The sequence below is a fragment of the Sulfuricurvum kujiense DSM 16994 genome, from assembly GCF_000183725.1.
Lineage (GTDB): Bacteria > Campylobacterota > Campylobacteria > Campylobacterales > Sulfurimonadaceae > Sulfuricurvum > Sulfuricurvum kujiense.
Window position 1 is genome coordinate 2,192,571 of sequence record NC_014762.1, and the last position, 20,424, is coordinate 2,212,994.

At 45.9% G+C, this 20,424-nt stretch carries 20 protein-coding genes; 11 read left to right on the top strand and 9 right to left on the bottom strand.

The annotated features are described in order from the left end of the window. Positions 1-11: 11 nt before the first annotated feature. Genes ribA through SULKU_RS10935 form a run of 4 tightly spaced genes read left to right on the top strand, consistent with a single transcriptional unit; the run spans position 12 to position 1,792 of the window. On the top strand, positions 12-611 hold the full coding sequence (gene ribA / locus SULKU_RS10920; RefSeq protein ID WP_013461027.1) for a GTP cyclohydrolase II: 600 nt from the start codon (positions 12-14) through the stop codon (positions 609-611). After that, on the top strand, positions 608-1,186 hold the full coding sequence (rsmG, locus tag SULKU_RS10925) for a 16S rRNA (guanine(527)-N(7))-methyltransferase RsmG (RefSeq protein WP_013461028.1): 579 nt from the start codon (positions 608-610) through the stop codon (positions 1,184-1,186). The genes ribA and rsmG overlap by 4 nt, the downstream gene beginning before the upstream one ends. Before the next feature lie 4 nt (positions 1,187-1,190). After that, a complete protein-coding gene (locus SULKU_RS10930) occupies positions 1,191-1,397 on the top strand; it encodes a PP0621 family protein (RefSeq protein ID WP_013461029.1) in 207 nt (68 codons plus the stop codon). Then, positions 1,382-1,792 (top strand): hypothetical protein, encoded by a 411-nt coding sequence (locus SULKU_RS10935; RefSeq protein ID WP_151174306.1) that lies wholly within the window; start codon positions 1,382-1,384, stop codon positions 1,790-1,792. Before SULKU_RS10930 ends, SULKU_RS10935 begins: the two co-directional genes overlap by 16 nt. Here the strand turns inward: SULKU_RS10935 and SULKU_RS10940 are convergent. Further along, positions 1,789-2,805 (bottom strand): alanine racemase, encoded by a 1,017-nt coding sequence (locus SULKU_RS10940; protein ID WP_013461031.1) that lies wholly within the window; start codon positions 2,803-2,805, stop codon positions 1,789-1,791. The genes SULKU_RS10935 and SULKU_RS10940 overlap by 4 nt on opposite strands. A gap of 27 nt (positions 2,806-2,832) precedes the next feature. Between SULKU_RS10940 and SULKU_RS10945 the strand changes: the two genes are divergently transcribed. Then, positions 2,833-3,846, top strand: coding sequence for an agmatine deiminase family protein (locus tag SULKU_RS10945; RefSeq protein WP_013461032.1), 1,014 nt, complete (start codon positions 2,833-2,835; stop codon positions 3,844-3,846). 248 nt (positions 3,847-4,094) lie between these two features. Next, positions 4,095-6,161 (top strand): TonB-dependent receptor, encoded by a 2,067-nt coding sequence (locus tag SULKU_RS10950; RefSeq protein WP_013461033.1) that lies wholly within the window; start codon positions 4,095-4,097, stop codon positions 6,159-6,161. Positions 6,162-6,199: 38 nt separating this feature from the next. Here SULKU_RS10950 and SULKU_RS10955 read toward each other — a convergent pair whose 3' ends face one another. After that, the gene (locus tag SULKU_RS10955) at positions 6,200-6,757 is read right to left on the bottom strand and encodes an NUDIX domain-containing protein (RefSeq protein WP_013461034.1); all 558 of its coding nucleotides are present in this window, start codon (positions 6,755-6,757) and stop codon (positions 6,200-6,202) included. Between the two features lie 9 nt (positions 6,758-6,766). Further along, complete coding sequence (locus tag SULKU_RS10960; RefSeq protein WP_013461035.1) at positions 6,767-7,960, bottom strand: peptidoglycan DD-metalloendopeptidase family protein; 1,194 nt, start codon at positions 7,958-7,960, stop codon at positions 6,767-6,769. 121 nt (positions 7,961-8,081) lie between these two features. On the opposite strand from SULKU_RS10960, the gene SULKU_RS10965 reads away from it, so the two are divergent. The 3 genes from SULKU_RS10965 to SULKU_RS10975 are packed head-to-tail and all read left to right on the top strand — an operon-like array spanning position 8,082 to position 11,078. Then, the gene (locus SULKU_RS10965; RefSeq protein ID WP_013461036.1) at positions 8,082-8,879 is read left to right on the top strand and encodes a plasminogen-binding N-terminal domain-containing protein; all 798 of its coding nucleotides are present in this window, start codon (positions 8,082-8,084) and stop codon (positions 8,877-8,879) included. 3 nt (positions 8,880-8,882) lie between these two features. Then, a complete protein-coding gene (locus SULKU_RS10970; RefSeq protein WP_013461037.1) occupies positions 8,883-10,268 on the top strand; it encodes an FAD-linked oxidase C-terminal domain-containing protein in 1,386 nt (461 codons plus the stop codon). A 3-nt stretch (positions 10,269-10,271) separates the two neighbouring features. Further along, entirely contained in the window at positions 10,272-11,078 is an 807-nt protein-coding gene (locus tag SULKU_RS10975; RefSeq protein ID WP_013461038.1) for a YihY/virulence factor BrkB family protein, read from the top strand. Here the strand turns inward: SULKU_RS10975 and SULKU_RS10980 are convergent. The 6 genes from SULKU_RS10980 to SULKU_RS15060 form a co-directional block, all read right to left on the bottom strand. Beyond that, positions 11,025-12,287, bottom strand: coding sequence for a ComEC/Rec2 family competence protein (locus tag SULKU_RS10980; RefSeq protein WP_013461039.1), 1,263 nt, complete (start codon positions 12,285-12,287; stop codon positions 11,025-11,027). The two genes, SULKU_RS10975 and SULKU_RS10980, sit on opposite strands and share 54 nt — an antisense overlap. Further along, positions 12,288-13,751 (bottom strand): replicative DNA helicase, encoded by a 1,464-nt coding sequence (locus SULKU_RS10985; RefSeq protein WP_013461040.1) that lies wholly within the window; start codon positions 13,749-13,751, stop codon positions 12,288-12,290. Positions 13,752-13,862: 111 nt separating this feature from the next. Beyond that, complete coding sequence (ispG, locus tag SULKU_RS10990; protein ID WP_013461042.1) at positions 13,863-14,924, bottom strand: flavodoxin-dependent (E)-4-hydroxy-3-methylbut-2-enyl-diphosphate synthase; 1,062 nt, start codon at positions 14,922-14,924, stop codon at positions 13,863-13,865. 36 nt (positions 14,925-14,960) lie between these two features. Beyond that, positions 14,961-16,805 (bottom strand): primosomal protein N', encoded by a 1,845-nt coding sequence (locus SULKU_RS10995; protein ID WP_013461043.1) that lies wholly within the window; start codon positions 16,803-16,805, stop codon positions 14,961-14,963. Between the two features lie 9 nt (positions 16,806-16,814). Further along, a complete protein-coding gene (locus SULKU_RS14575) occupies positions 16,815-17,297 on the bottom strand; it encodes a prepilin-type N-terminal cleavage/methylation domain-containing protein (protein ID WP_013461044.1) in 483 nt (160 codons plus the stop codon). 106 nt (positions 17,298-17,403) lie between these two features. Next, positions 17,404-17,880 carry a type II secretion system protein gene (locus SULKU_RS15060; RefSeq protein ID WP_013461045.1) on the bottom strand — a complete coding sequence of 159 codons (477 nt, stop codon included), beginning with the start codon at positions 17,878-17,880 and terminating at the stop codon, positions 17,404-17,406. Between the two features lie 170 nt (positions 17,881-18,050). On the opposite strand from SULKU_RS15060, the gene SULKU_RS11010 reads away from it, so the two are divergent. After that, complete coding sequence (locus SULKU_RS11010) at positions 18,051-18,443, top strand: NifB/NifX family molybdenum-iron cluster-binding protein (RefSeq protein ID WP_013461046.1); 393 nt, start codon at positions 18,051-18,053, stop codon at positions 18,441-18,443. A 123-nt stretch (positions 18,444-18,566) separates the two neighbouring features. Continuing rightward, complete coding sequence (gene pckA, locus SULKU_RS11015; RefSeq protein ID WP_013461047.1) at positions 18,567-20,153, top strand: phosphoenolpyruvate carboxykinase (ATP); 1,587 nt, start codon at positions 18,567-18,569, stop codon at positions 20,151-20,153. Positions 20,154-20,424: the final 271 nt, after the last annotated feature.

Genomic DNA, 20,424 nt, shown 5'->3' on the forward strand with positions numbered 1-20,424 from the left:
CACCGATTATAATGGCACTAATGAAAACAACAACACCACTTTTTGAAAAATCATCCATTGCCAATCTCCCGAGCAAATACGGACATTTTAAAATCCGTGTCTATAAAGAGGGGATTCAAGAGCATTTAGCCATTTTTACCGAAAACTTTGAGCTACAAGAATCGCCGTTGGTCCGAATCCATTCGGAGTGCCTGACCGGAGACACTTTCGGCAGTATCAAATGTGACTGTAACAATCAGTTACACAAAGCTCTTAAGTTGATAGCCCAAGAGGGGGGACTGATCATTTATCACCGTCAAGAGGGGCGAAATATCGGTCTGCTGAACAAAATCAATGCCTACTGCCTCCAGGATCAGGGACGCAATACAATCGAAGCCAACGTCGAACTCGGCTTTGCCCCCGATCAGCGTACGTACGATGTAGTCGGTGAAGTTTTCAAAGATTTTAATCTTACAAAAATCCGTCTGCTGACCAACAATCCCGCAAAAGTAAATGTAGTCGAAGGATTCAATGTCGAAATTACCGAACGGGTTCCCGTCATTATCGATCCGAACCCTCATAACGAGGGATATTTACGGGTTAAAAAAGAACAGATGGGGCATGACCTATGAGCCATTTGAAGCAGCTTTTAGCACAGTACAACGTGAGCGTAAACGAAGATTTTTTTGAAAAGATCGAGCAGTACAAAACATTGCTTGAGAAATGGAATAAAATCCATAATCTCACCGGAGCAAAAACGCTCCAGCAAATCGATGCATTTATCGTCGATGCCGTTATCCCCATCACGTTTCTACCTTCCGTCAAAAAAGCGATGGATATCGGGACGGGAGCCGGATTTCCGGGGATGATCCTGGCTATCGCTATGCCGCAAACCCATTTTACCCTCGTCGAACCCCTCTCAAAACGGGCCAGTTTTTTGCAGTTTGTCAAAGCCGATTTGGGACTTGAGAATGTTGACGTCAAAGCGCTCCGAGCCGAACAGCTCAAAAGCGAACCCTACGATCTGATAACCTCCCGCGCAGTTACCGACACCGAAATGCTCTTGAAACTGTCAGAACCGTTTTGCCGAGAGGGAAGCCTTTTACTCTTTTACAAAGGGGAAAAAGTGTATGATGAAATCGATGAAACACTCGATTACACTATTATAGAAGCAGAAAATCGCCATTATCTGCTCATAAAGAGATAAAAACATGTTAAAGCTATTATTATTAGTCGGTGTAGTGATCGGAGTTTATTACCTTTTTTTCAAAAAGAAAGCTCTTACCCCTCCCTCTTCGGATAACTCACAGGAAGAAGCGATGATTCCGTGTGCCAAATGCGGGACATACGTACAAGTCAAAGAATCTCTCATGCGCGATGGCAAATATTACTGCTCGCGTGAATGTCTGGCGGCCTGATTATGTTGTTATTCGGCCACCCATATATCCCCTCTGTGCCGTTTTATCATATCGATTCGATCGAAGCACTGCGGCACACACCGCCCAATTCCGTCGTTGCCCTCTTTTTTACCCCTGAAAATCTTGATATTATTGAACATCTACGCCAAAACGGCGTCCGTTTTGCACTCCATATCGAAACGGCTACCGATGCGGTTGTCGCTGAGAACTTAGGGGCATCGTATCTGATCGTCATTCCGAAATATGCCGTTTCGGTTCAAAAAGTGGCAGAACATTATTTATTTGATGCCAAAGTATTGGGATATATTGAAAACGTAAACCATCTGGATGAGCTGGTCGACATGCGTCTTGACGGAGCCGTCTTTTCAGACGCGATTATTAAAATAAATTCCTAATCGATCCACTCGCGTTTTAAATCTTTATCGAGGCATGCGAGAATCTCATACCCGATTGTCCCGACGATGCGCGCGTAATCGTTGGCATTGTCAAAGATCATCAACTGCTCCGCATCACCGGCAAAACTGGCACTGTCCATCGATATACGGCCGCGAAGTTCAATCCCCTCGGGCGTAACGTAACGGTTGGAAGCCAATCTGTCCAACCCGTTGGCATACCCCAGATCATAGGTGCTGATCACCTCATCGCTCTGCGCTTCATAGATTCCGTTATAACCGACACGTTCTCCCGCCTTTAGAACACGGGTCGCTATTTTATCGCCCCACAGCGAAAGGACACTTTGCAGCTCAGGCTGTTCGAGGGTTTTATCCATTTCAAGACAGCCGTACAGCGCAATCCCGACTCGAACCATATCATCGCTGCATTCCGCTGAACGAAAAGCTCCGGCTGAGTTAGAGATATGAAACCGTAGACTCCACCCGTATTTTTTGGCTAAAGCCGAAGCTCTAATTTTTGTCGCATCAAAGATTTTGCGTTGCCAAAACCACTCCGAACTTAGTGTATCGGCAGCTCTAAAATGGCTCATGAGCCCGACACATATGAGTCCTCTTTGCGCTATTTTTTCAAACGCTTCTTCAAGCTGTTCGGGAAAGACTCCGTTACGGTGCATCCCCGTATCAATTTTAAGTTCGACACGTGCTCCGCTCGGATACTGTGCTATTTCTTCGAGCGAATTGATCGCATAACTAAAGTGCGGATGCACCTGTGTCGGCTTTTGTCCCAATATCAATACATTATCAAAATATCTGACAATCTCTTCGGCTTCACGTTCCAATCGGACCACTGCCTGCTTTACACCGTACTCCGATGCCGTCTGAGCGATTAATACCGCACCGTGACCGTACGCGTTATCTTTTAAAACAACCGCAATTTTATCTTTTCCACCGACTTGGTGTGCGATAATGTCAAGATTATGAATCAATGCCTTACGGCTAAGCTTTATTGTTCCCATACTGATATTATATTCCAAGGTAAGTTAATGCGTTATTTCCCCGCCGAATTTGAACCTCAAAGTTTTGTACAGCTCATTTTTCCCCATCCGCAAAGCGATTGGGCACCCTATCTCGAAGAAGCGAGAGCGTGTTTTGTCAACATAGCCACTGCCGTTGCCCGTTATCAGCCTTGTCTTATCGTATGCGATGACGTTGATCTGGTCAAAGGGTACTTTTCATCTCATGAGAATCTAATCTTTGTCCCATACCAAACCAACGACACCTGGGCACGCGACTGCAGTGTCCTCAGTGTTATCGACGAAGATGAAGGCGAACCGCTTCTGCTTGATTTCACCTTTACCGGATGGGGAGGAAAATTTGACGCATCCCGTGATAATGAGATGAGTTCATCCATCTCCCATGTCTACGGTGCGCCAATGGAAAAAATAGACCTTATACTTGAGGGGGGAGGCGTAGAAACCAATGCAAACGGTTCATTGCTCACCACCGCAGAGTGTCTGCTTAATCCCAACCGAAATCCCCATTTGGATAAAAAAGGGATGGAAAACGAGCTCAAAAAACATTTCGGCGTAGAGCAGATTCTATGGCTCAATCACGGCTATTTGGCAGGAGACGATACCGACAGCCATATCGATACGCTAGCCCGTTTTATCGATACCGATACGATCATGTACGTCAAATGCGATGATAAAAACGATGAACATTACGAGGCGCTCAAAAAAATGGAAGAGGAGTTGAAAGTATTGCGCGATATCGACGGAGAACCGTTTAATCTTATCGCACTGCCGATGTGTTCACCGGTATTTTATGATGATGAGCGGCTGCCGGCAACGTATGCCAATTTCTTGATTATCAACGATGCCGTATTGCTCCCCGTCTATAACGATCCGCATGATGCCGAAGCGATTGCGATCTGCCGCGAAGCGTTCAAAGGACGCGATATTATCCCTATCGACTGCTCCGTATTAATTCGCCAGCACGGTTCGCTCCACTGCGTTACGATGCAGTTCCCCGAAGATATATCTTTGAGAATTGATTAAATTCTGCCCGAAGGATCATACCTTTGGCGTATCCGAATCAACGGAATAAAAGGGAAAAACCGGAATAGAGAAAATAGCCCGATGCCGCAAAAAGAATAATGGTTAAGAGTATTTGTTTTTTATTCATGCATGAAAGTGTAACATAAAAAGCAAATACCGCAATTAACATGATTTAGGGCATCGACTTAACACTAATGTAACACTTTTTTTCTATTATCTCTTCATATTTATCTTAAGGATTAAGAAGTATGAAGAAAATTACTCTCCTCTCTTTAGCCGCGATTGCTGCGCTGGCTACAGAACCTGTCACGATTCAAAAAATCACCGTCGAAGCCCAAGCGCCTAAAGCTGACGGAAAAAATGTAGCTGCCGATGAAATGGTCAAATTCTCGCGTCAGTCTGATCTGGGCGAAATGCTCTCCAATACTCTCCCGGAAGTTAATCTTGTTCGTAACAGCGGTGTAGGTAACGATATCATCGTCCGCGGATTTCGTAAAGATAACATCAATGTTACTATCGATGATGCCAAAGTATGCGGGGCCTGCCCGAATCGTATGGACCCTCCCGCTATGCACGTATCATCAAGTCAAATCGCTAATGTCGAAGTACAAGAGGGTCCGTTTGACGTAACCCAATTCGGAAGTCTCGGCGGCAGAATCAATGTTGTTACCAAAGATCCGGCAAAAGGGATTCACGGTGAAATATCGGCAACAGCAGGCAGCTATGATTACCGCAAGCTTTCAACCGTGCTCGAGGGAGGAAACGACTCCGTTCAGGCACTTGTGGGTTTCAGCCGCGAAACATCGGGACAATACAAAGACGGTAACGGCCGTACCCTTACAGAGCAAACCGATCTTTTGGCGACAATGGCAGCACAAAAATACGCTGATGCCTATAAAGATATGGATGCATACGATCGTAACAGTTTTTGGACAAAAATCGTAGGCAATATCGGAAGCAATCAAAAACTCACCCTGAGCTATTTTGGCGACCGTGCCGATGATGTTTTATATCCTCGGTACAAAATGGATGCCCAAAAAGACGATACCGATATGTTCAACGTTAAATACCAGTTGTTTAACCTGTCTGATTTCTCGGATGAACTGAAAATCGAAGGCTACCGTTCAAAAGTTGAACACGTCATGGGAACCGATTTCAGAAAAGGTGCTACAACCCCGGCTGCAACCATGGTAGCACCTGTTGATGCTACAATCAAAGGGGCTTCGATTGAAAATACACTAACGTTGGCCGGAACAAAAGTATCTGTAGGAGTAGACGGCAGTGTACGCAATTGGGACGGAACAAAAGGGTCAAAAATGAACCCTTCAAGATTTATCCTCCTTCCGGATGTCGATACCAAAAATATTGCGCTATACGCTAAAGCTTCAAAATCAATCGGGAAATACGATTTGAGCGCGGGGGCACGTTATGACGATACGACGATCGACCCAAAACAGTCTCTGGCCTCCCACGATGCCGTCAATGCTGCTTATCTTAACGGAATTGAAGACCGCGACTATAATAATGTCAGTGCAAATATTTTGGCCAAATACCACTACACAAACAATACCAATGTTTTTATGGGCCTCGGTCAATCCATACGAGTTCCTGATGCTAAAGAGCTTTATTGGGTTACGGTCAATACGACAGGAACCGCAAATATCAACTCTGCCATCAACGGAGGTAATGACAATCTCAAAGCTACCAAAAACCGTGAGATTGATCTTGGGGCCGAACATACTGCCGGTAACTTCCATGTAAAAGGGACCGCATTTTACAGCGATTTAAAAGATTTCATCTATCAATATAAAACAGGGGCATCTACCAATACATGGGCCAATATCGATGCGCGTATTGTCGGATTGGATCTGCAAGCTGATTACATGCTGAACAATGAATGGCGTATCGAATCGGGTGCCGCCTATCAGAAAGGGACCAAAAAAGATCCGAATGTTCTAGGACAAAACGATAACGATTTAGCTGAGATTCCTCCGATGAAGGGTCGTGTCGCTCTTGTATTCGACAACTCTGCGGACTATGCTATGGCTGAAGTTATCGGAGCACGCTTTCAAACCATTGACAGCGATAACGGGGAACAGGAAGTTGCGGGATATGGAATCCTAAATCTCAAATACGGGCACGATTTCCAAAACGGCTTCTCGTTGATGGCCGGGGTCAATAACTTCTTTGACCGTACCTATGCCGTTAATAACGGATACATCGGCAACGAACTAATCACCGGAGACGGTATTGACCCGCTCGTTCTCAATGAACCGGGACGTAATTTCTACGCAACCCTAAGCTACAAATTCTAATCCTAGAGTGTTTCGTCAATTCCCGCACCCTGCGGGAACTATACTCTATTCTCCAAAAACCATCCGAAGCCGAACATCAAACCCGGTGTTTTGGCTTTGGTCTCATCCAATACAAATTTTTTCACTTCGCTAAGCGGAATTTCAACCACTTCAATCGATTCGACATCGACACCGCCACCCTCGCTGACCCTCATGGATTCATTGACGCGAGCGACATATAGAGTCTGTACCGATCCGGCAAAGCCTACTGCCGTATAAAACGATGTTACCCGTTTTATTTCTTCCAGCGGCACATGGTACCCGCATTCTTCGAGTATTTCTTCATGTGCAATTTCGACAAGGGATTTATCTTTGTCAACGATCCCCGCGCATAATTCATACGTATAGCCGTCATTATTTTTAAGATATACAGGAGGACGAAACTGTTTGACAACAACCAGTGATTGACGCTCTTCATGATACAAAATAATAGCGACGCTGTCGTGCACTTCCACCATATCCCAAACCTTGGAAACACCCTCCTGAGAGTAATGTATCCGTTTGGGTTTCACAAAATCGGAATGTACACACGCCCCGACAGTGACATTATTAATCATGGCTCTTCTTTAAAAAGGCTTCGGTTTAAAGGTATCGGGATCCACATAATAGGTCTCGTGGAAATCGAAATACGGCTTCCGGACAGGTTTAGCCGCAAGTGCCTTTTTAAATATTTTATTCATCTTATCCCGTATGGCGATAAAAATTTTGCGCTCTTTTCCGCTAAATCCTTCCGTCGTCTTTTTCATAACGCTAAGGGGATTGATCGCCGTACTTCCCGAATACATCCCGAAATGCAGATGCGGGCCTGAGGACAGCCCTGAATTTCCGACATATCCGATCACTTCTCCTTGCTTAACTTTTGAGCCGTTATGGATGCCGCTTCGAAACGATTTTTGGTGTGCATACAAACTTGTTAGGCCGTTAGAGTGCCGAATCTTAATTGTTTTTCCGTATCCTCGGGACGATCCGACAAAACTGATGCGTCCGTCCCCCGTCGCCAATATCGGCGTTCCCGGACGCGCTCCGAAATCGACTCCCAAATGGGCACGGTAACGGTGCAGTATCGGATGAAACCTGCTTTTCGTAAAACCGGAAGTGATTCGGGGATTTTTAATCGGAATTTTAAATAAAAACTTCTCGTACTGCGCCCCTTTTTCATCATAGAAACGGCCGTCCTTATGACGGTATACGGTCACTTTTTTTCCATTAATTCCGACCATGGCACCATGAACTTCCGGCATTGAAAAAGGTTTCCCCAAACGGTATTTTTGGGTATAGACAATGATAATCGGATCACCTTCGCGAAAGCCTTTTCGAAAATCGACTTTACCTTTAAACATTTTGACAAAAACGGAAGCAAGGTTTTTAGAACCTGTTGCCTTTAATATGTCATCATACGGAAGACTTTTTATCGGAAGGTAAAGTGTCTCGGTATACTCTTCACTCACGATAGGTGTTACTTTCATGGCGTAACGATTTTTCTTCGTTAGATAAATTTGAAGTTGAAGTTCATCATTGACGGGAATAAGGATTTGACGGATGATATTTTTTTCATTCACCACCATCTGGCAATTAGCACTGTAAGGTATGTCTTCGGTCAGAGTTTGATCGTCTTTATCAAGATTGTAATAGAGTGAAAGGGGCAGTTTTTTCCTCTCTAGAAAAGTAAGAAAACTTTCGCCGTTATTCCATTTAAAGGGTTTTACAGAGCCGCCGAAAAGGAGAAGGGGCAATACTAACAATATAAAAAGGCGGCCCATTCTCATCCTTGGTCAAAATACGCATTGCAAATGCAAAAAAGAATTAAATAATAGCAAAAATTCCATTTACAAAGTGGTGTTTGGCTATAATCAACCCTACTTACTTTACCAAAAGGTTACCATGATGCGCATCTGGCTTATTACTCTTATTACCTGCAGCGTCTTAAACGCTTCGCCCATTACTGCGCCCCTACTCGATATCGAGCAAAACCGGGCATCCATCATCGCTGAAAATTTACAGGTAGGGATGAGCGGGTTTATCGTTAGACAATTTGATACCGACCATAGCACTATCATTGCCAATGCACGTGTTGAACAAACCAATCCGGCGAATAACCGCACTATACTCACCATCAGTCAATATGACGGTCTGCATCAAGATGCTCTTCCCGGCGGCAACTGGACTCCGAAACCGTCCGATATTGCGGTATTGGCGTATGATTATGAACGGGCGCTGCTTATAGCACCGAATGACGATACCTATGACGCGATCACCAAAAGTATCTCCGGCGTTGAATGGGTACATCCCGATAATTACGCATCGTTTCTCTCTTACGAAGGACATCAAACTCCTTTGGTAGACGATTTTAAAAGCTACTGTACGGCCAATTCGGTAGGACTGCTCTATATCCAAAGCGCAGAGAACCTTTTTACCCTCGATTGCAAAAGCTTTACCGTTCTTCAGACAACCCCTTTTGCAGCGGTTTCAGAAAAAAAACAAACCCCTTTTTATACCCGTATACCGACTATCCGAGCCGCATGGTGGGGTGAGGGAAGCTCAAGTTTGGACAGCTATGAACCCTATTATCTTGATATCATCGCTTTAAACAATTCAAAAAGCAAAGAGCTATATGAACTGTACAAAGGGAAATTTAGTAAAGAAAGTGCACTATTGCGCTATTTCGAGACGAAGGAATAAGCAATGCTGAGCACTCACGCATTAGATTTTTTTACAACTTTACTGGGCAAAGAGAACGTTTACAGTGACAAAGCCCACCTCATCGCCTACAGCTACGATGCGACACGTGAGCGTTTTGAGCCAGAAGCGGTACTGTTTCCCCGCCATGAGCAAGACGTCAGCGATATCTTAAAATACTGCAATGAACACAAAATCGTCATCGTTCCGCGCGGAGCGGGCAGCGGCTTTACCGGCGGAGCTCTTCCGGCCAACGGCGGAATCGTACTGGCGTTTGAAAAACATATGAACAAAATCCTGGAAATCGATATGCAAAACATGGTTGCCGTCGTCCAACCGGGCGTTGTCAATATGGAACTGCAACGTGCTGTCGAAGAGGTAGGGCTCTTTTATCCGCCTGACCCGGCAAGTCAGGAATACTCCACCATCGGCGGCAACGTCAATGAAAACGCCGGCGGTATGCGGGCGGCTAAATACGGCATTACTAAAGATTACGTCATGGCGATCCGTGCAGTACTTCCCAACGGTGATATTATCAAAGCGGGGAAAAAGACGATCAAAGACGTCGCGGGGTACAATATCGCTGGCATCCTCATCGCTTCAGAAGGAACGCTTGCCGTTACGACCGAAGTGACTCTAAAACTCCTCTCCAAACCGAAAATGACCAAAACAGCCATGGGAATATTCCCGACCGTACATTCGGCTATGGAAGCGGTCTATAAAACGATGGCAAGCGGTGTTACCCCAGTCGCGATGGAGTTTTTGGATAACCTCACCATCCGTGCAGTCGAGCAAACGTACCATAAAGGGCTTCCGGTGGAAGCCGGGGCAATCCTCGTCACCGATGTCGACGGGAACCTCGAAGAGGATCTTGATTTTCAACTTGACGTTATCGGACGCGTTTTCCGTGAAAACGGATGCAGCGATTTTCACATCGCCCAAAACAAACAGGAAGCGTCCGATTTGTGGTTTGCCCGCCGAAACGCCAGCCAGTCGCTTTCGGTCTACGGTAGTAAAAAACTCAACGAAGACGTTACCGTACCGCGTTCCGCGCTTCCGGCACTGCTGGATCAGTTTTACAAAATCGCCGACAAATACAATATCAAAATCCCCTGCTTCGGCCACACGGGTGACGGTAACGTCCACACTAACGTCATGGTAGACGGCAAAGACCCTGAACAGGTCAAAATCGGCTACAAAGCGATCGAAGAGGTCTTTCAAGCAACGATCGATCTGGGCGGAACACTCAGCGGAGAACACGGTATCGGTCTGGCGAAAGCACCGTACATGGGGATGGCATTCACACCTGAAGAGATGGCGCTGTTTCAATCAATCAAGCGGGCGTTTGATCCTAATAACATCCTTAATCCGTCCAAAATGGGTCTTGAATAGGTGATGAAACTCAAAGCGTTGCTGCGTCACATCCGGCTTTTTTTCCTGATGCTTTTTGATCGGGAAATCACCGTCTATGCTTCAAGCCTCAGCTTTTACACCATTTTTACCGTCGTACCGCTTTTGATCATCTCTCTTAGTCTGATAGCCAATGTCCCGGTATTTGAAGAGCAGTACGCCAAAATCCAAATCTTTATTTTTGAAAACATGATGCCCGTTCAAACCGCCGCAGTTGCGGGCTATCTCGAATCCTTTTTCCAAAATTCGGTACAGCTTGGGGTCATCGGTTTTACGACGATGATCGTCTCGTCTTTGCTCTTTTTCCAAAATTTCGAGCATATCGTCAGTAAAATTTTCAAAGTGCCCAAAAGAGGTCTTTGGGATGCTATTACCACGTACTGGACCCTCATTACCCTTACGCCGATCGTCCTTATCGCCTCCATGAGTTTAAACGCTTATTTGGTCTCTCATGTCAGCGGAGCGGCACTCCATGCCCTCTCTATTTTCCCTTTTTTGCTGCTGTGGGGAATCTTTTTCGTCATCTATCATATTGCGGTCAATGCCGATGTTTCCCCAAAAGCCGCCGCTATAAGCTCTTTTATCGTTGCCGTCGTTTGGGGAATAGCTAAAAACAGCTTTATCCAATACGTCTTCTACAACAAAACCTACGCCACCATGTACGGATCATTCTCCGCCCTCATCTTTTTCTTTTTGTGGATTTATGTTTCATGGATTATCGTCATCTACGGAATGAAACTATGCTATCTGATAAACCGCGCTGCCCAGCGTGGTGAGTCCCAAAGCGCCTAGCGCCCAAAAAGCCTCTTTTCGTCTCATCGCTATCAACGCCAAGACAATACTTCCGATACCGATCCCTATCGGTACCGTTACCTTATTGACCGCTCCCGCTTCGAACATTCCGACAAGATACGGATCAAAAAGATTTCCCCACGGTGTCAGATGCAATGCCAAAACAGCAGGATAGTAGAGGTTAAACACAAGGGCCAGCAGAATTGATCCGATATGCCACCAACCGAAGGTTCCGAAAATAGAAAGGGAAATCGGTAAAAGAACGAGATAACACCAGATGTGAAGCGCCAGAAATATCTGCCACGGCTTCCAATGCTCATAATAGCGGACAAAAATAAAAATCGATAACACCCCAAACGTCGAAAACCAGAATCCGAGAGAGAACAATAGTTTCGGGAAAAAAGCAAGCAATACCCCGACGGTAATCAGCAGTGTTTGCAGCGATACGATCTTTATCCCCCGATCATAAAGCCAATACCCGACAGCGATCATCCCGAAAGCCCGCACCATCGGCGGAATAAACTCCAGTGCCCATAAATACAAAAACAAGATTCCCAATACGATAAAAAATAGATCGCGATTGCCGTGACGGTAAGGGAAATAGCGGTTTTGAAGCCACCGATAGGGACGCCGGAGCAGAAAATAGGCAATCAGCGAAATAATCCCGTAATGATAGCCGCTGATGGATAGAATATGGCTCAGCCCCATTGCCCCTACCAGTGTTTGAAACTCTTGCGACATGGGGGTAGCGACGAACAGCGCTCCGTAGAGTTCCTTCATCCACGGATCATCGTGTGCAAGCGCAATACGGCGATACCACTGCTCTTTGAGACTCAGCTGCGGATACACCTCCATAATCACGCCGCGTGTACGAAACCCTTTGAGATAATCTAGAAAAGTCACTTTTGCGACCTGAAGCTCGATCGATACATTGCGTCCGCGCAGATCACGCAGATAGGGAGACATAGCACATCGGACAGTCGCGCCGTTTTCGAGCCGAAGCTTCATCGAGGTTTTAGGAATCTCACCGATAAGACGTACTTCTTGATCGATGACCTCGGCTCGAACCAACGGATCATCAAATGTTTTAAGTTTTTTAAACTGATAATATTCATAGGATAAAGAGAGTGAGAAGATAAAAAGGAGAAACAGAACAAAGAGCGAGCCGCTTTTGAAATCGAAGAGATCAACACGCTCCAGTTTTGACATTTAAAATGGAATTATTGGCATTGAAATTTTCTCAACATTCTCATCATCAAGGTTCATAACAGCTGGTTTCATATCGATGCTTTCATAGACGATTTGCGCCGCACCGAATGTCGGTCGATCGACGAAACGGGTGAATTTTTTCTGGAACATCAGCTTCACGTGCCCCGTCGGACCGTTACGCTGTTTTCCGATAATGATCTCCGCCTCTTCTTCTTCCTTTTCGACGTATTTGGAAATAAACTCTTTTCCCGCACTTATCGCCTCTTTCTCCCGTTCTTTCTCCTCTTTGTAGAGGTAGACGTCGTTACGGTAGACGAAGAGGATGATATCGGCATCCTGCTCGATCGAACCCGATTCACGGATATCGCTGAGCATCGGACGCTTATCCGCGCGCGATTCGAGTCCGCGGTTGAGCTGAGAGAGGGCGACGATCGGAATCCCGAGTTCACGCGCCAACATTTTCAGCCCCCGCGAAATTTCACTCACTTCGAGGTGACGATCTTTTCCCCCTGTTCCGTTCATGATTTGGAGGTAGTCGATAACGGCCAGTTCGATCTCGGGATGACGGGATTTGAGTTTACGGAGTTTGGAGCGGAGCTGATGGATGTTGACCGAGCCGTGATCGTCGACGAAAAGTTTGGATCGGCGCATTTTATCGACCGCATCGTTAAGCTGTTTATACTCCTGCGGATTCATATCCCCGACACGGAGACGCTGAAGCTGAATCGAGGTTTGAACGCTCAAAAGGCGCAGCATCAGCTGCTCAGCCGGCATCTCCAGCGAGAAGAATGCAACCCCTTTCCCTTTATCGAGGAGATTTTGCACCATATTGAGAGCAAACGACGTTTTCCCCATCGCCGGACGGGCGGCGATGATGACCAAATCCCCTTTGCCGAATCCCGTCGTCATTTTGTTCAACTCGGCATATCCCGTATCGACACCGACAAGAACCGAATCGCCGCGCGCTTTCATCTCTTCGATATATGCCAGCGTCTCATCGGCGATAGAGGGGGCATCTTTAAAATCGGTCGCCTGAGAGCTTTGGGTAATCTCGTAGAGTTTTTTCTCAACCAAATCGACAACGTCGGTACCGGTCAGTTCCTCTTCCAGCGTTACCCGTTTGATCTCCGTTGTGAGGGTCAAAAGATGACGCTTTATCGCTTTGTCTTTGATCTCCTGCACATACGCCTTGGTATTGGCGATCGGGTTGGCGGTGAGGATATCGACCATCACCCGTTCATCGAACTTCTGTTTTGCCATGAGCTCTTTACGGAGAAACTCCTCATCGATCGGAAGATCCCGATGAGCTAAACTCATCATGGCACGGTAAATCTCCTGATGGGCAGAGAGATAGAAATCTTCCGGTGTCAGCACTGCATCAAAATCGTCAAACTGCGAAGGATCGAAAATGATAGAGCTTAGAACAGAGCGCTCAAACGCTAAATTATATAAAGACTCTTCCATTTAGTTTGCCTCCGGCAGACGCCGCATGAGCGAAGCCCATGCAACTACGCTAAGACCGCTTGGGTCACTAAAGCTTGCCCCATTCGGGGCAGATTTATCGTGTTTTAGCATTTAATCTTCCTCTCTAGCCATTTTCTCAACCTCTTCGACAAAACGATCCACGAGCTTGTCTTCATCCAACCGCGCTACCACTTCCCCTTTGACCATTACCAGCCCCGATCCTTTTCCGTACGCGATTGCGACATCGGCATGTTTTGCTTCTCCGATGGCGTTAACGACACATCCCATCACCGAGAGATCGAGAGGCTTTTTGATGTGTTTGACTTTCGCTTCGATGACGCTGACCGCACTCACCAGATCGGCTTCGATCCGTCCGCAGGTCGGACACGAGATAATGTTCGGCCCCTCTTTGGCAACCCCGCTGTCTTTGAGAATCGCGCGGCCGACTTTGATCTCCTCTTCGAGTTCCCCCGTAATGGAAACACGCATCGTATCGCCGATGCCCTCCAGCAAGAGCGTCCCCAAACCGATCGCACTTTTGATCGTCGCATGAAAAACCGTCCCCGCTTCGGTCACACCCAGATGAAACGGATAGTTATTTTTAGGACGGAGAAGACGATACGCTTCGACGGTACGCTGCACATCGCTGGCTTTAAGAGAGATTTTTATATCGGTAAATCCAAGATCTTCGAGGTATTTGATGTTATACTCGGCTGAGGCCACCATCCCCTCTGCCGTTGCCCCGTAGCGCTGTTCAAACTCTTTCTCCAGACTTCCCGCATTCACCCCGATACGAACCGGAATGTTGCGTTCCTGACATGCCTTTACGATCTCTCGGATACGCGATTTCTCTCCGATATTTCCGGGATTGAAACGGATACAGTCGACACTTTCCGCCGCAATAAGAGCGAGTTTATAGTTAAAATGGATATCGGCGACAAGGGGGAGAGATATCTGCTCTTTGATCGATTTAAGCGCACGCGCATCTTCCTCATCGGGGACAGCGACACGGACGATGTCGCATCCGGCAAAATGGAGACGGTTAATCTGTTCCACCGTAGCCGCAACATCAGCGGTCCGCGAATAGGTCATAGACTGCACCGAGATGGGGGCATCCCCGCCGATAGCGACATTTCCGACAAAAATTTGTTTGGTTGGGTAGCGTGTTATCATAGGATAGATTGTAACGATTTTGATGTTAAAAGAAAGTTACGTAAATTCTATCGGATCCATATCGATCTCACACAGCGGAGATTTGACATGTTTGATAGCACGGATCAAATCGGTACTTTTATCGCTTCGAAGTAGGATTTGAAAACGGTATTTATCGGCAATCTTCTCGATCGGGGAGGCACCGTATCCGACGATCTGAACGTGAGCCATTTGCTCGATTTGCTCAACTGCTTTCTCCATCTCTGCCTTTGCTTTGAGTCCGTTTTTATGGGCGTACAGCAGACGTGCCAACTTTTTCGTCGGAGGATATCGCCCCTCTCTGATTCTCATCTCATCGATCAAAAATGTCTCATAATCATCCAAATAGCCTCGGAAAAACGACTCGTTGAAGCTCTGGACCAAAACAAGGGCGTTTTGTTTCCGACCGCTCCGCCCCGCAATCTGTACCAGCAGCGATAATGCCTTCTCCCGCGCGCGGTAATCGCTCTGGCTCAGGAGATTATCGATCCCCATCACGACGGCGAGGGTAATGTCGTGATAATCATGCCCTTTGGAGAGCATCTGCGTCCCAACAAGAAGATCAATATCTCGATTGTTAAACGCTTCGAGCACTTTGATCAATTTGTTTTGGGTCGTGATGATGTCTCTATCAAACTGCTGAACCCGCAACTTGTCATCGAGTTTACTAAAATGTTCCACCGCTTCGGCCGTCCCGAGGCGTGCCGTTTTGAGGGCTCCGCTTTGGCATTTCGGACACACTTTAGGCAGTACCTCGGTGTAGTTGCAGTAATGGCATTTGAGGGCGCGGGAATTTTTATGCTGGCTCATTCCGACACTGCAAAACGGGCATTCCACATGATAGCCGCAGCTCTCGCACACCGTATATTTAAAATTGGCACGGGTCGGGATAAAGACGATCCCCTGATGCTCTGTTGAAAAGTTTTCCATTACAGCACGATCAATAGTTGGCGTCAACGCCTCGAGTGAAGGTTCAAACACAAACGTCCGCTTTGACTCATAATACCCTCCACGCAAACGGAAAAACGGATATTTGGCATAGCTTGAGAGACTCGGCGTCGCACTCCCGAGCACCACGGGAATTTTGAGAAGATTTCCGATATAGACCGCCATATCCCGAGCGTTATAACGGGGACGGCTTGAGGACTTATAACTTTCATCGTGCTCTTCGTCGACAACGATCAATCCCAAATCTTTTATCGGCAAAAAGAGGGCCGAGCGGGGACCGACGATGATATTTGCCGAACCGTTATAAATTTTCTCCAGCGTCACTTTTTTCTGTTTCGGGGTCATCTTCGAGTGCCACAACACTACCGCATCACCGAAATGGTTGCAAAACCGTTTCTCCATCTGAGGAGTAAGAGAGATTTCGGGAAGAAGAAGCAATGCCCTTTTACCCTCACCCAGAACTTCGTCCATCCGCCGCATATAGATTTCACTTTTCCCCGCCCCCGTATCGCCGAACAAAAGAGATACAGGATGTGAGCGGATAAAATCAAGAGCTTTCGACTGTGCAGGTGAGAGAGTGACGTTAATAGATGGAGAAGACGGCTCTTTGTGAATAGATTCTATCTCTTTTGTAAAAGGGACAAACAAATTCAGCGCTTCCCCCAGCGAACACCCGTAATACTCGGCCATAAATTGCGCAGTTTGTATTTGGGTATCCGAATAGAAAAAAGGCGTGCTATCGCCCACAGGCTGTGTCGAAAAATCGGGTTTTTCACATAGTGCGACAACGACTCCGCGCATGGCACGGTTGGAGAGGGCGACTTCGATTTCCGTCCCAATGTCCAATAAATGTGTTGAATGATAAGTAAGAGATTCGAGAGGGGAGCCTAAAAGGGCTATAATAAAAAAATTCACTACGTTCTTTTAATCAACCAGTTTTCGACATAACTGTTCAGCTTTCGTATTTCCGACATTATCACATGCAAACGTTCCATTGGTACGATTGTAAGTAAATGTAATATCCGTTCCTACTATGCGGTATACATAATCCCAATTATTTCCATTTTGAGCAACAGTATCATCCCAATGCCCATTTGAACTGTCTCTAGTTGCGATTCCATACTGTAACAAAACATTTGCAGCCGTACCGTTATTCTCAAATAAAACGGTTTTATTACCGGCATTTCCGGCATGAAGTTGATTAATGTAGCGCGTATTTCCTTGTAACAATCGTGCTTGTCGCTCACTCACAATCGCTGCACGGATTGCCGCGACATCGCTACGCCCCTTAGCAATCTGGGCATCATCACGGGTTGCAGCGAGCTTTGGGATGGCTATTGCAGCCAAAATCCCTATTATCACCAATACAAATACTAACTCAATCATGGTAAAACCAAAACGTTTCATTGTCACCCTTATTTGTTCTGAGTTTTACGATTGAATATCAATCATACAAATCAACACAAATACATTCCCGCTCTACATAGAGTGGGAACGAATAGAATTTATAACATTAATATGTTATATTAGAATCACCGCCGTAAAGTACGACTTTACCGGTTGTATTCAAATCAGTCAATTTCAGTGAAGATGCTACGATACGACGCATCCCTTTACACTCAGCACTCGTTCCTGCTCCAGCTTTTACCGTAACGTTACCATCATCTACTTTATTCATAGCGATAACAACACAATCTTGAAGAGGGTTTGAACTATCTTGAAGAGTGATAGTGCCATTATTTGCTAAGACAACTGTTCCTGCTTCTTTTGTTTTAACATTAGTAATGTCACTGATTTTTGCGGCGAGGGTACCGTGCGCTGTATAATAATTACCAAGTTCTGAAATCAAACCTGTAATTTCTTGCCCTTTTACGGTTGCTTTCGCATCATCACGTGTTGCTGCCAATTTTGGAATAGCTACTGCTGCCAAAATCCCTAAAATAACGATCACGAAGATCAACTCGATCATAGTAAAACCTGAACGTTTCATGGTTTACTCCTTGGATTAAATAAAATTTTGATTACACTCGTAACCATCCTGCTATTATGAATGGGATTCTCTTACAGTTTGATTAAAATTTAACATAAATCTACAAACCGTTTTATTACGGGCGTTTCAACGAGAATATGGCATAATTTATCAATATGAAGGAGAGACTTATGAAAATTGCTGTACCCGTAATGGATGAGAGTTTGAAAATGGCCGGAAATGCGGGACATACCCCTTACTTTGCCGTGTTTAATCTAAACGGAGGGATGTTTAAAAGCTTTACCCTAGAGGGGCTTCGTGCCAATCCGAAAGTTCCCGGAGAAGAACCTCATGATCATGACGAACACCATACCTGCGATCATGATGAGGGGGATATCGAACATATCCGTGCGCATGATACGATGGCGGATACCATCGAAGACTGTGATTACCTCGTCGTCAAAATGGCATGTAAAAATACTGCTAAAAGTATGAATAACATCGGAGTTAAACTCCAAAAATACAACGGAACCGAAGCATTGGCCCCAAAAATTTTAACGGAATTGGCATCTCAGTTCAAATAATCCGCCACTTTAATTCTCGTTTATAAATTGGAGGCGTATAATTCGCACCGTAAATAAAGCATCCGCTTTAAATCTTCATCTGCGTACAGTATGCAGATGAGCCCTAAAAGGTAAAATAACACCATGATTTCCGCAGAGATTGAGACGTTAGGCATAAAAAACAGTGGAAAGCTTTTCCATAACCTCAGCTATGATGAGTTGATCAAACATGAACTCGAAAACGGCGAGTGCAAACTCGCTGATAACGGTGCAACAATGGTTGATACCGGCATTTTTACGGGCCGAAGCCCAAAAGATAAATATTTTGTCAATCAAGACCCTTCTAATAAATATATCGCATGGGGTGATGTCAATAAAAAAATTGACAAATCGGTTTTTGACGAACTTCTCGTAGTCGCCCGTGAACAACTCTCCGGAAAAGATCTCTACATCACCGACGTCTATTGCGGATCAAGCGCCAGCAGTAAACGTTCTGTCCGTTTCGTATCTGAGATCGCATGGCAGTCCCATTTTGTCAAAAATATGTTTATCCGCCCAACCGAAGCGGAACTCGAAACCTTCAAACCCTCTTTTACCGTCCTCAATGCGTGTAAAGCGGTCAATGAAAAATGGAAGAACCACGGATTGAATTCCGAAGTATTCGTCCTCTTTAGCGTCGAAGAGAATCTCTGCATCATCGGCGGCACATGGTACGGCGGAGAGATGAAAAAAGGGATTTTTTCAATGATGAACTACTGGCTTCCTCTTGAAGGGAAGCTCTCCATGCACTGCTCGGCAAACGTAGGAGCCAATGGAGACACTTGTCTCTTTTTCGGACTCAGCGGTACCGGAAAAACAACCCTCTCTACCGATCCGAAACGTGCCCTCATCGGAGATGATGAGCACGGTTGGGACGACGAGGGTGTCTTTAATTTCGAGGGGGGATGCTACGCGAAAGTGATCAATCTCGATCCTTCCAGCGAACCTGAGATTCATAATGCCATCCGCCGCAATGCTTTGCTCGAAAATGTAGTCTACGATGAAGACGGTGTCGTCGACTATACCGATGGCTCAAAAACTGAAAATACCCGTGTCTCGTATCCTATTGAACATATCGAGAACCACCAGCCATCACTTATGGCGGCCCATCCTAAAAACATTATTTTCCTCTCTGCCGATGCATTCGGTGTATTGCCTCCGGTCAGTAAACTCACTAAAGAACAGGCAATGTACTATTTCCTCAGCGGCTATACGGCTAAAGTTGCGGGTACGGAGCGCGGGATCACCGAGCCTGTCGCGACATTCAGTTCATGCTTCGGGGAAGCGTTCCTTCCGCTTCATCCGACCGTTTATGCAAAACTATTGGGTGAAAAAATCGATCAGCACGGGGTAAATGTTTACCTCGTAAATACCGGCTGGACAGGCGGCGGATACGGTGTCGGAAAACGGATGAGCATCAAAGATACCCGTGCTTGCATCAACGCAATCTTGGACGGTACGATCAATCAAAGTGAATTTGACATTACCAACACTTTCGGTTTCCATATCCCTAAAACACTCGGTGATATCGATCCTGTGATCCTTAATCCTCGTAATGCGTGGGCGGATCGTGACGCATATCTCGTTCAGCGTGATAACCTAGCGGCACTTTTCATCAAAAACTTCCAAAAATATACCGACGGTAATAGCGATTTCGATTATTCTGCTGCCGGTCCGAAACTTCCAAACTAATCTTATTTTCTTCTCTTTCTCTCTACTTTTCTTTTTCACAAGAAAAGTAGCAAAAGAAAATCGCCCTCACACCAAAACGCTGGCGGTACGCTTGTGCACTACTGCACGCGACCTTGCTCTTGGTGTGGTGTGAGGGCATTATTTTTAAAATTCCCGTGATCCAAATCCTAGAGCCGTTCCGAAGGCAGCAGTGCCGAGAGGAACGTGCGTTCTTGGATCATGGTATGCTCTTTTGGTACTTTTCTGGCTAAACAGAAAAGGACAAATAAAA

What these genes read in the sequence shown, in the direction of transcription:
- SULKU_RS10965 (WP_013461036.1), top strand. Translation starts at nt 8,082, where the DNA reads ATGATGCGCATCTGGCTTATTACTCTTATTACCTGCAGCGTCTTAAAC.
- SULKU_RS10975 (WP_013461038.1), top strand. Translation starts at nt 10,272, where the DNA reads ATGAAACTCAAAGCGTTGCTGCGTCACATCCGGCTTTTTTTCCTGATG.
- SULKU_RS10940 (WP_013461031.1), bottom strand. Translation starts at nt 2,805, where the DNA reads ATGGGAACAATAAAGCTTAGCCGTAAGGCATTGATTCATAATCTTGAC.
- SULKU_RS10930 (WP_013461029.1), top strand. Translation starts at nt 1,191, where the DNA reads ATGTTAAAGCTATTATTATTAGTCGGTGTAGTGATCGGAGTTTATTAC.
- SULKU_RS15060 (WP_013461045.1), bottom strand. Translation starts at nt 17,880, where the DNA reads ATGAAACGTTCAGGTTTTACTATGATCGAGTTGATCTTCGTGATCGTT.
- ribA (WP_013461027.1), top strand. Translation starts at nt 12, where the DNA reads ATGGCACTAATGAAAACAACAACACCACTTTTTGAAAAATCATCCATT.
- ispG (WP_013461042.1), bottom strand. Translation starts at nt 14,924, where the DNA reads ATGATAACACGCTACCCAACCAAACAAATTTTTGTCGGAAATGTCGCT.
- SULKU_RS10950 (WP_013461033.1), top strand. Translation starts at nt 4,095, where the DNA reads ATGAAGAAAATTACTCTCCTCTCTTTAGCCGCGATTGCTGCGCTGGCT.
- SULKU_RS10955 (WP_013461034.1), bottom strand. Translation starts at nt 6,757, where the DNA reads ATGATTAATAATGTCACTGTCGGGGCGTGTGTACATTCCGATTTTGTG.
- SULKU_RS10935 (WP_151174306.1), top strand. Translation starts at nt 1,382, where the DNA reads ATGTCTGGCGGCCTGATTATGTTGTTATTCGGCCACCCATATATCCCC.
- SULKU_RS10970 (WP_013461037.1), top strand. Translation starts at nt 8,883, where the DNA reads ATGCTGAGCACTCACGCATTAGATTTTTTTACAACTTTACTGGGCAAA.
- SULKU_RS10945 (WP_013461032.1), top strand. Translation starts at nt 2,833, where the DNA reads ATGCGTTATTTCCCCGCCGAATTTGAACCTCAAAGTTTTGTACAGCTC.
- SULKU_RS14575 (WP_013461044.1), bottom strand. Translation starts at nt 17,297, where the DNA reads ATGAAACGTTTTGGTTTTACCATGATTGAGTTAGTATTTGTATTGGTG.
- SULKU_RS10960 (WP_013461035.1), bottom strand. Translation starts at nt 7,960, where the DNA reads ATGGGCCGCCTTTTTATATTGTTAGTATTGCCCCTTCTCCTTTTCGGC.
- rsmG (WP_013461028.1), top strand. Translation starts at nt 608, where the DNA reads ATGAGCCATTTGAAGCAGCTTTTAGCACAGTACAACGTGAGCGTAAAC.
- SULKU_RS11010 (WP_013461046.1), top strand. Translation starts at nt 18,051, where the DNA reads ATGAAAATTGCTGTACCCGTAATGGATGAGAGTTTGAAAATGGCCGGA.
- pckA (WP_013461047.1), top strand. Translation starts at nt 18,567, where the DNA reads ATGATTTCCGCAGAGATTGAGACGTTAGGCATAAAAAACAGTGGAAAG.
- SULKU_RS10985 (WP_013461040.1), bottom strand. Translation starts at nt 13,751, where the DNA reads ATGGAAGAGTCTTTATATAATTTAGCGTTTGAGCGCTCTGTTCTAAGC.
- SULKU_RS10980 (WP_013461039.1), bottom strand. Translation starts at nt 12,287, where the DNA reads ATGTCAAAACTGGAGCGTGTTGATCTCTTCGATTTCAAAAGCGGCTCG.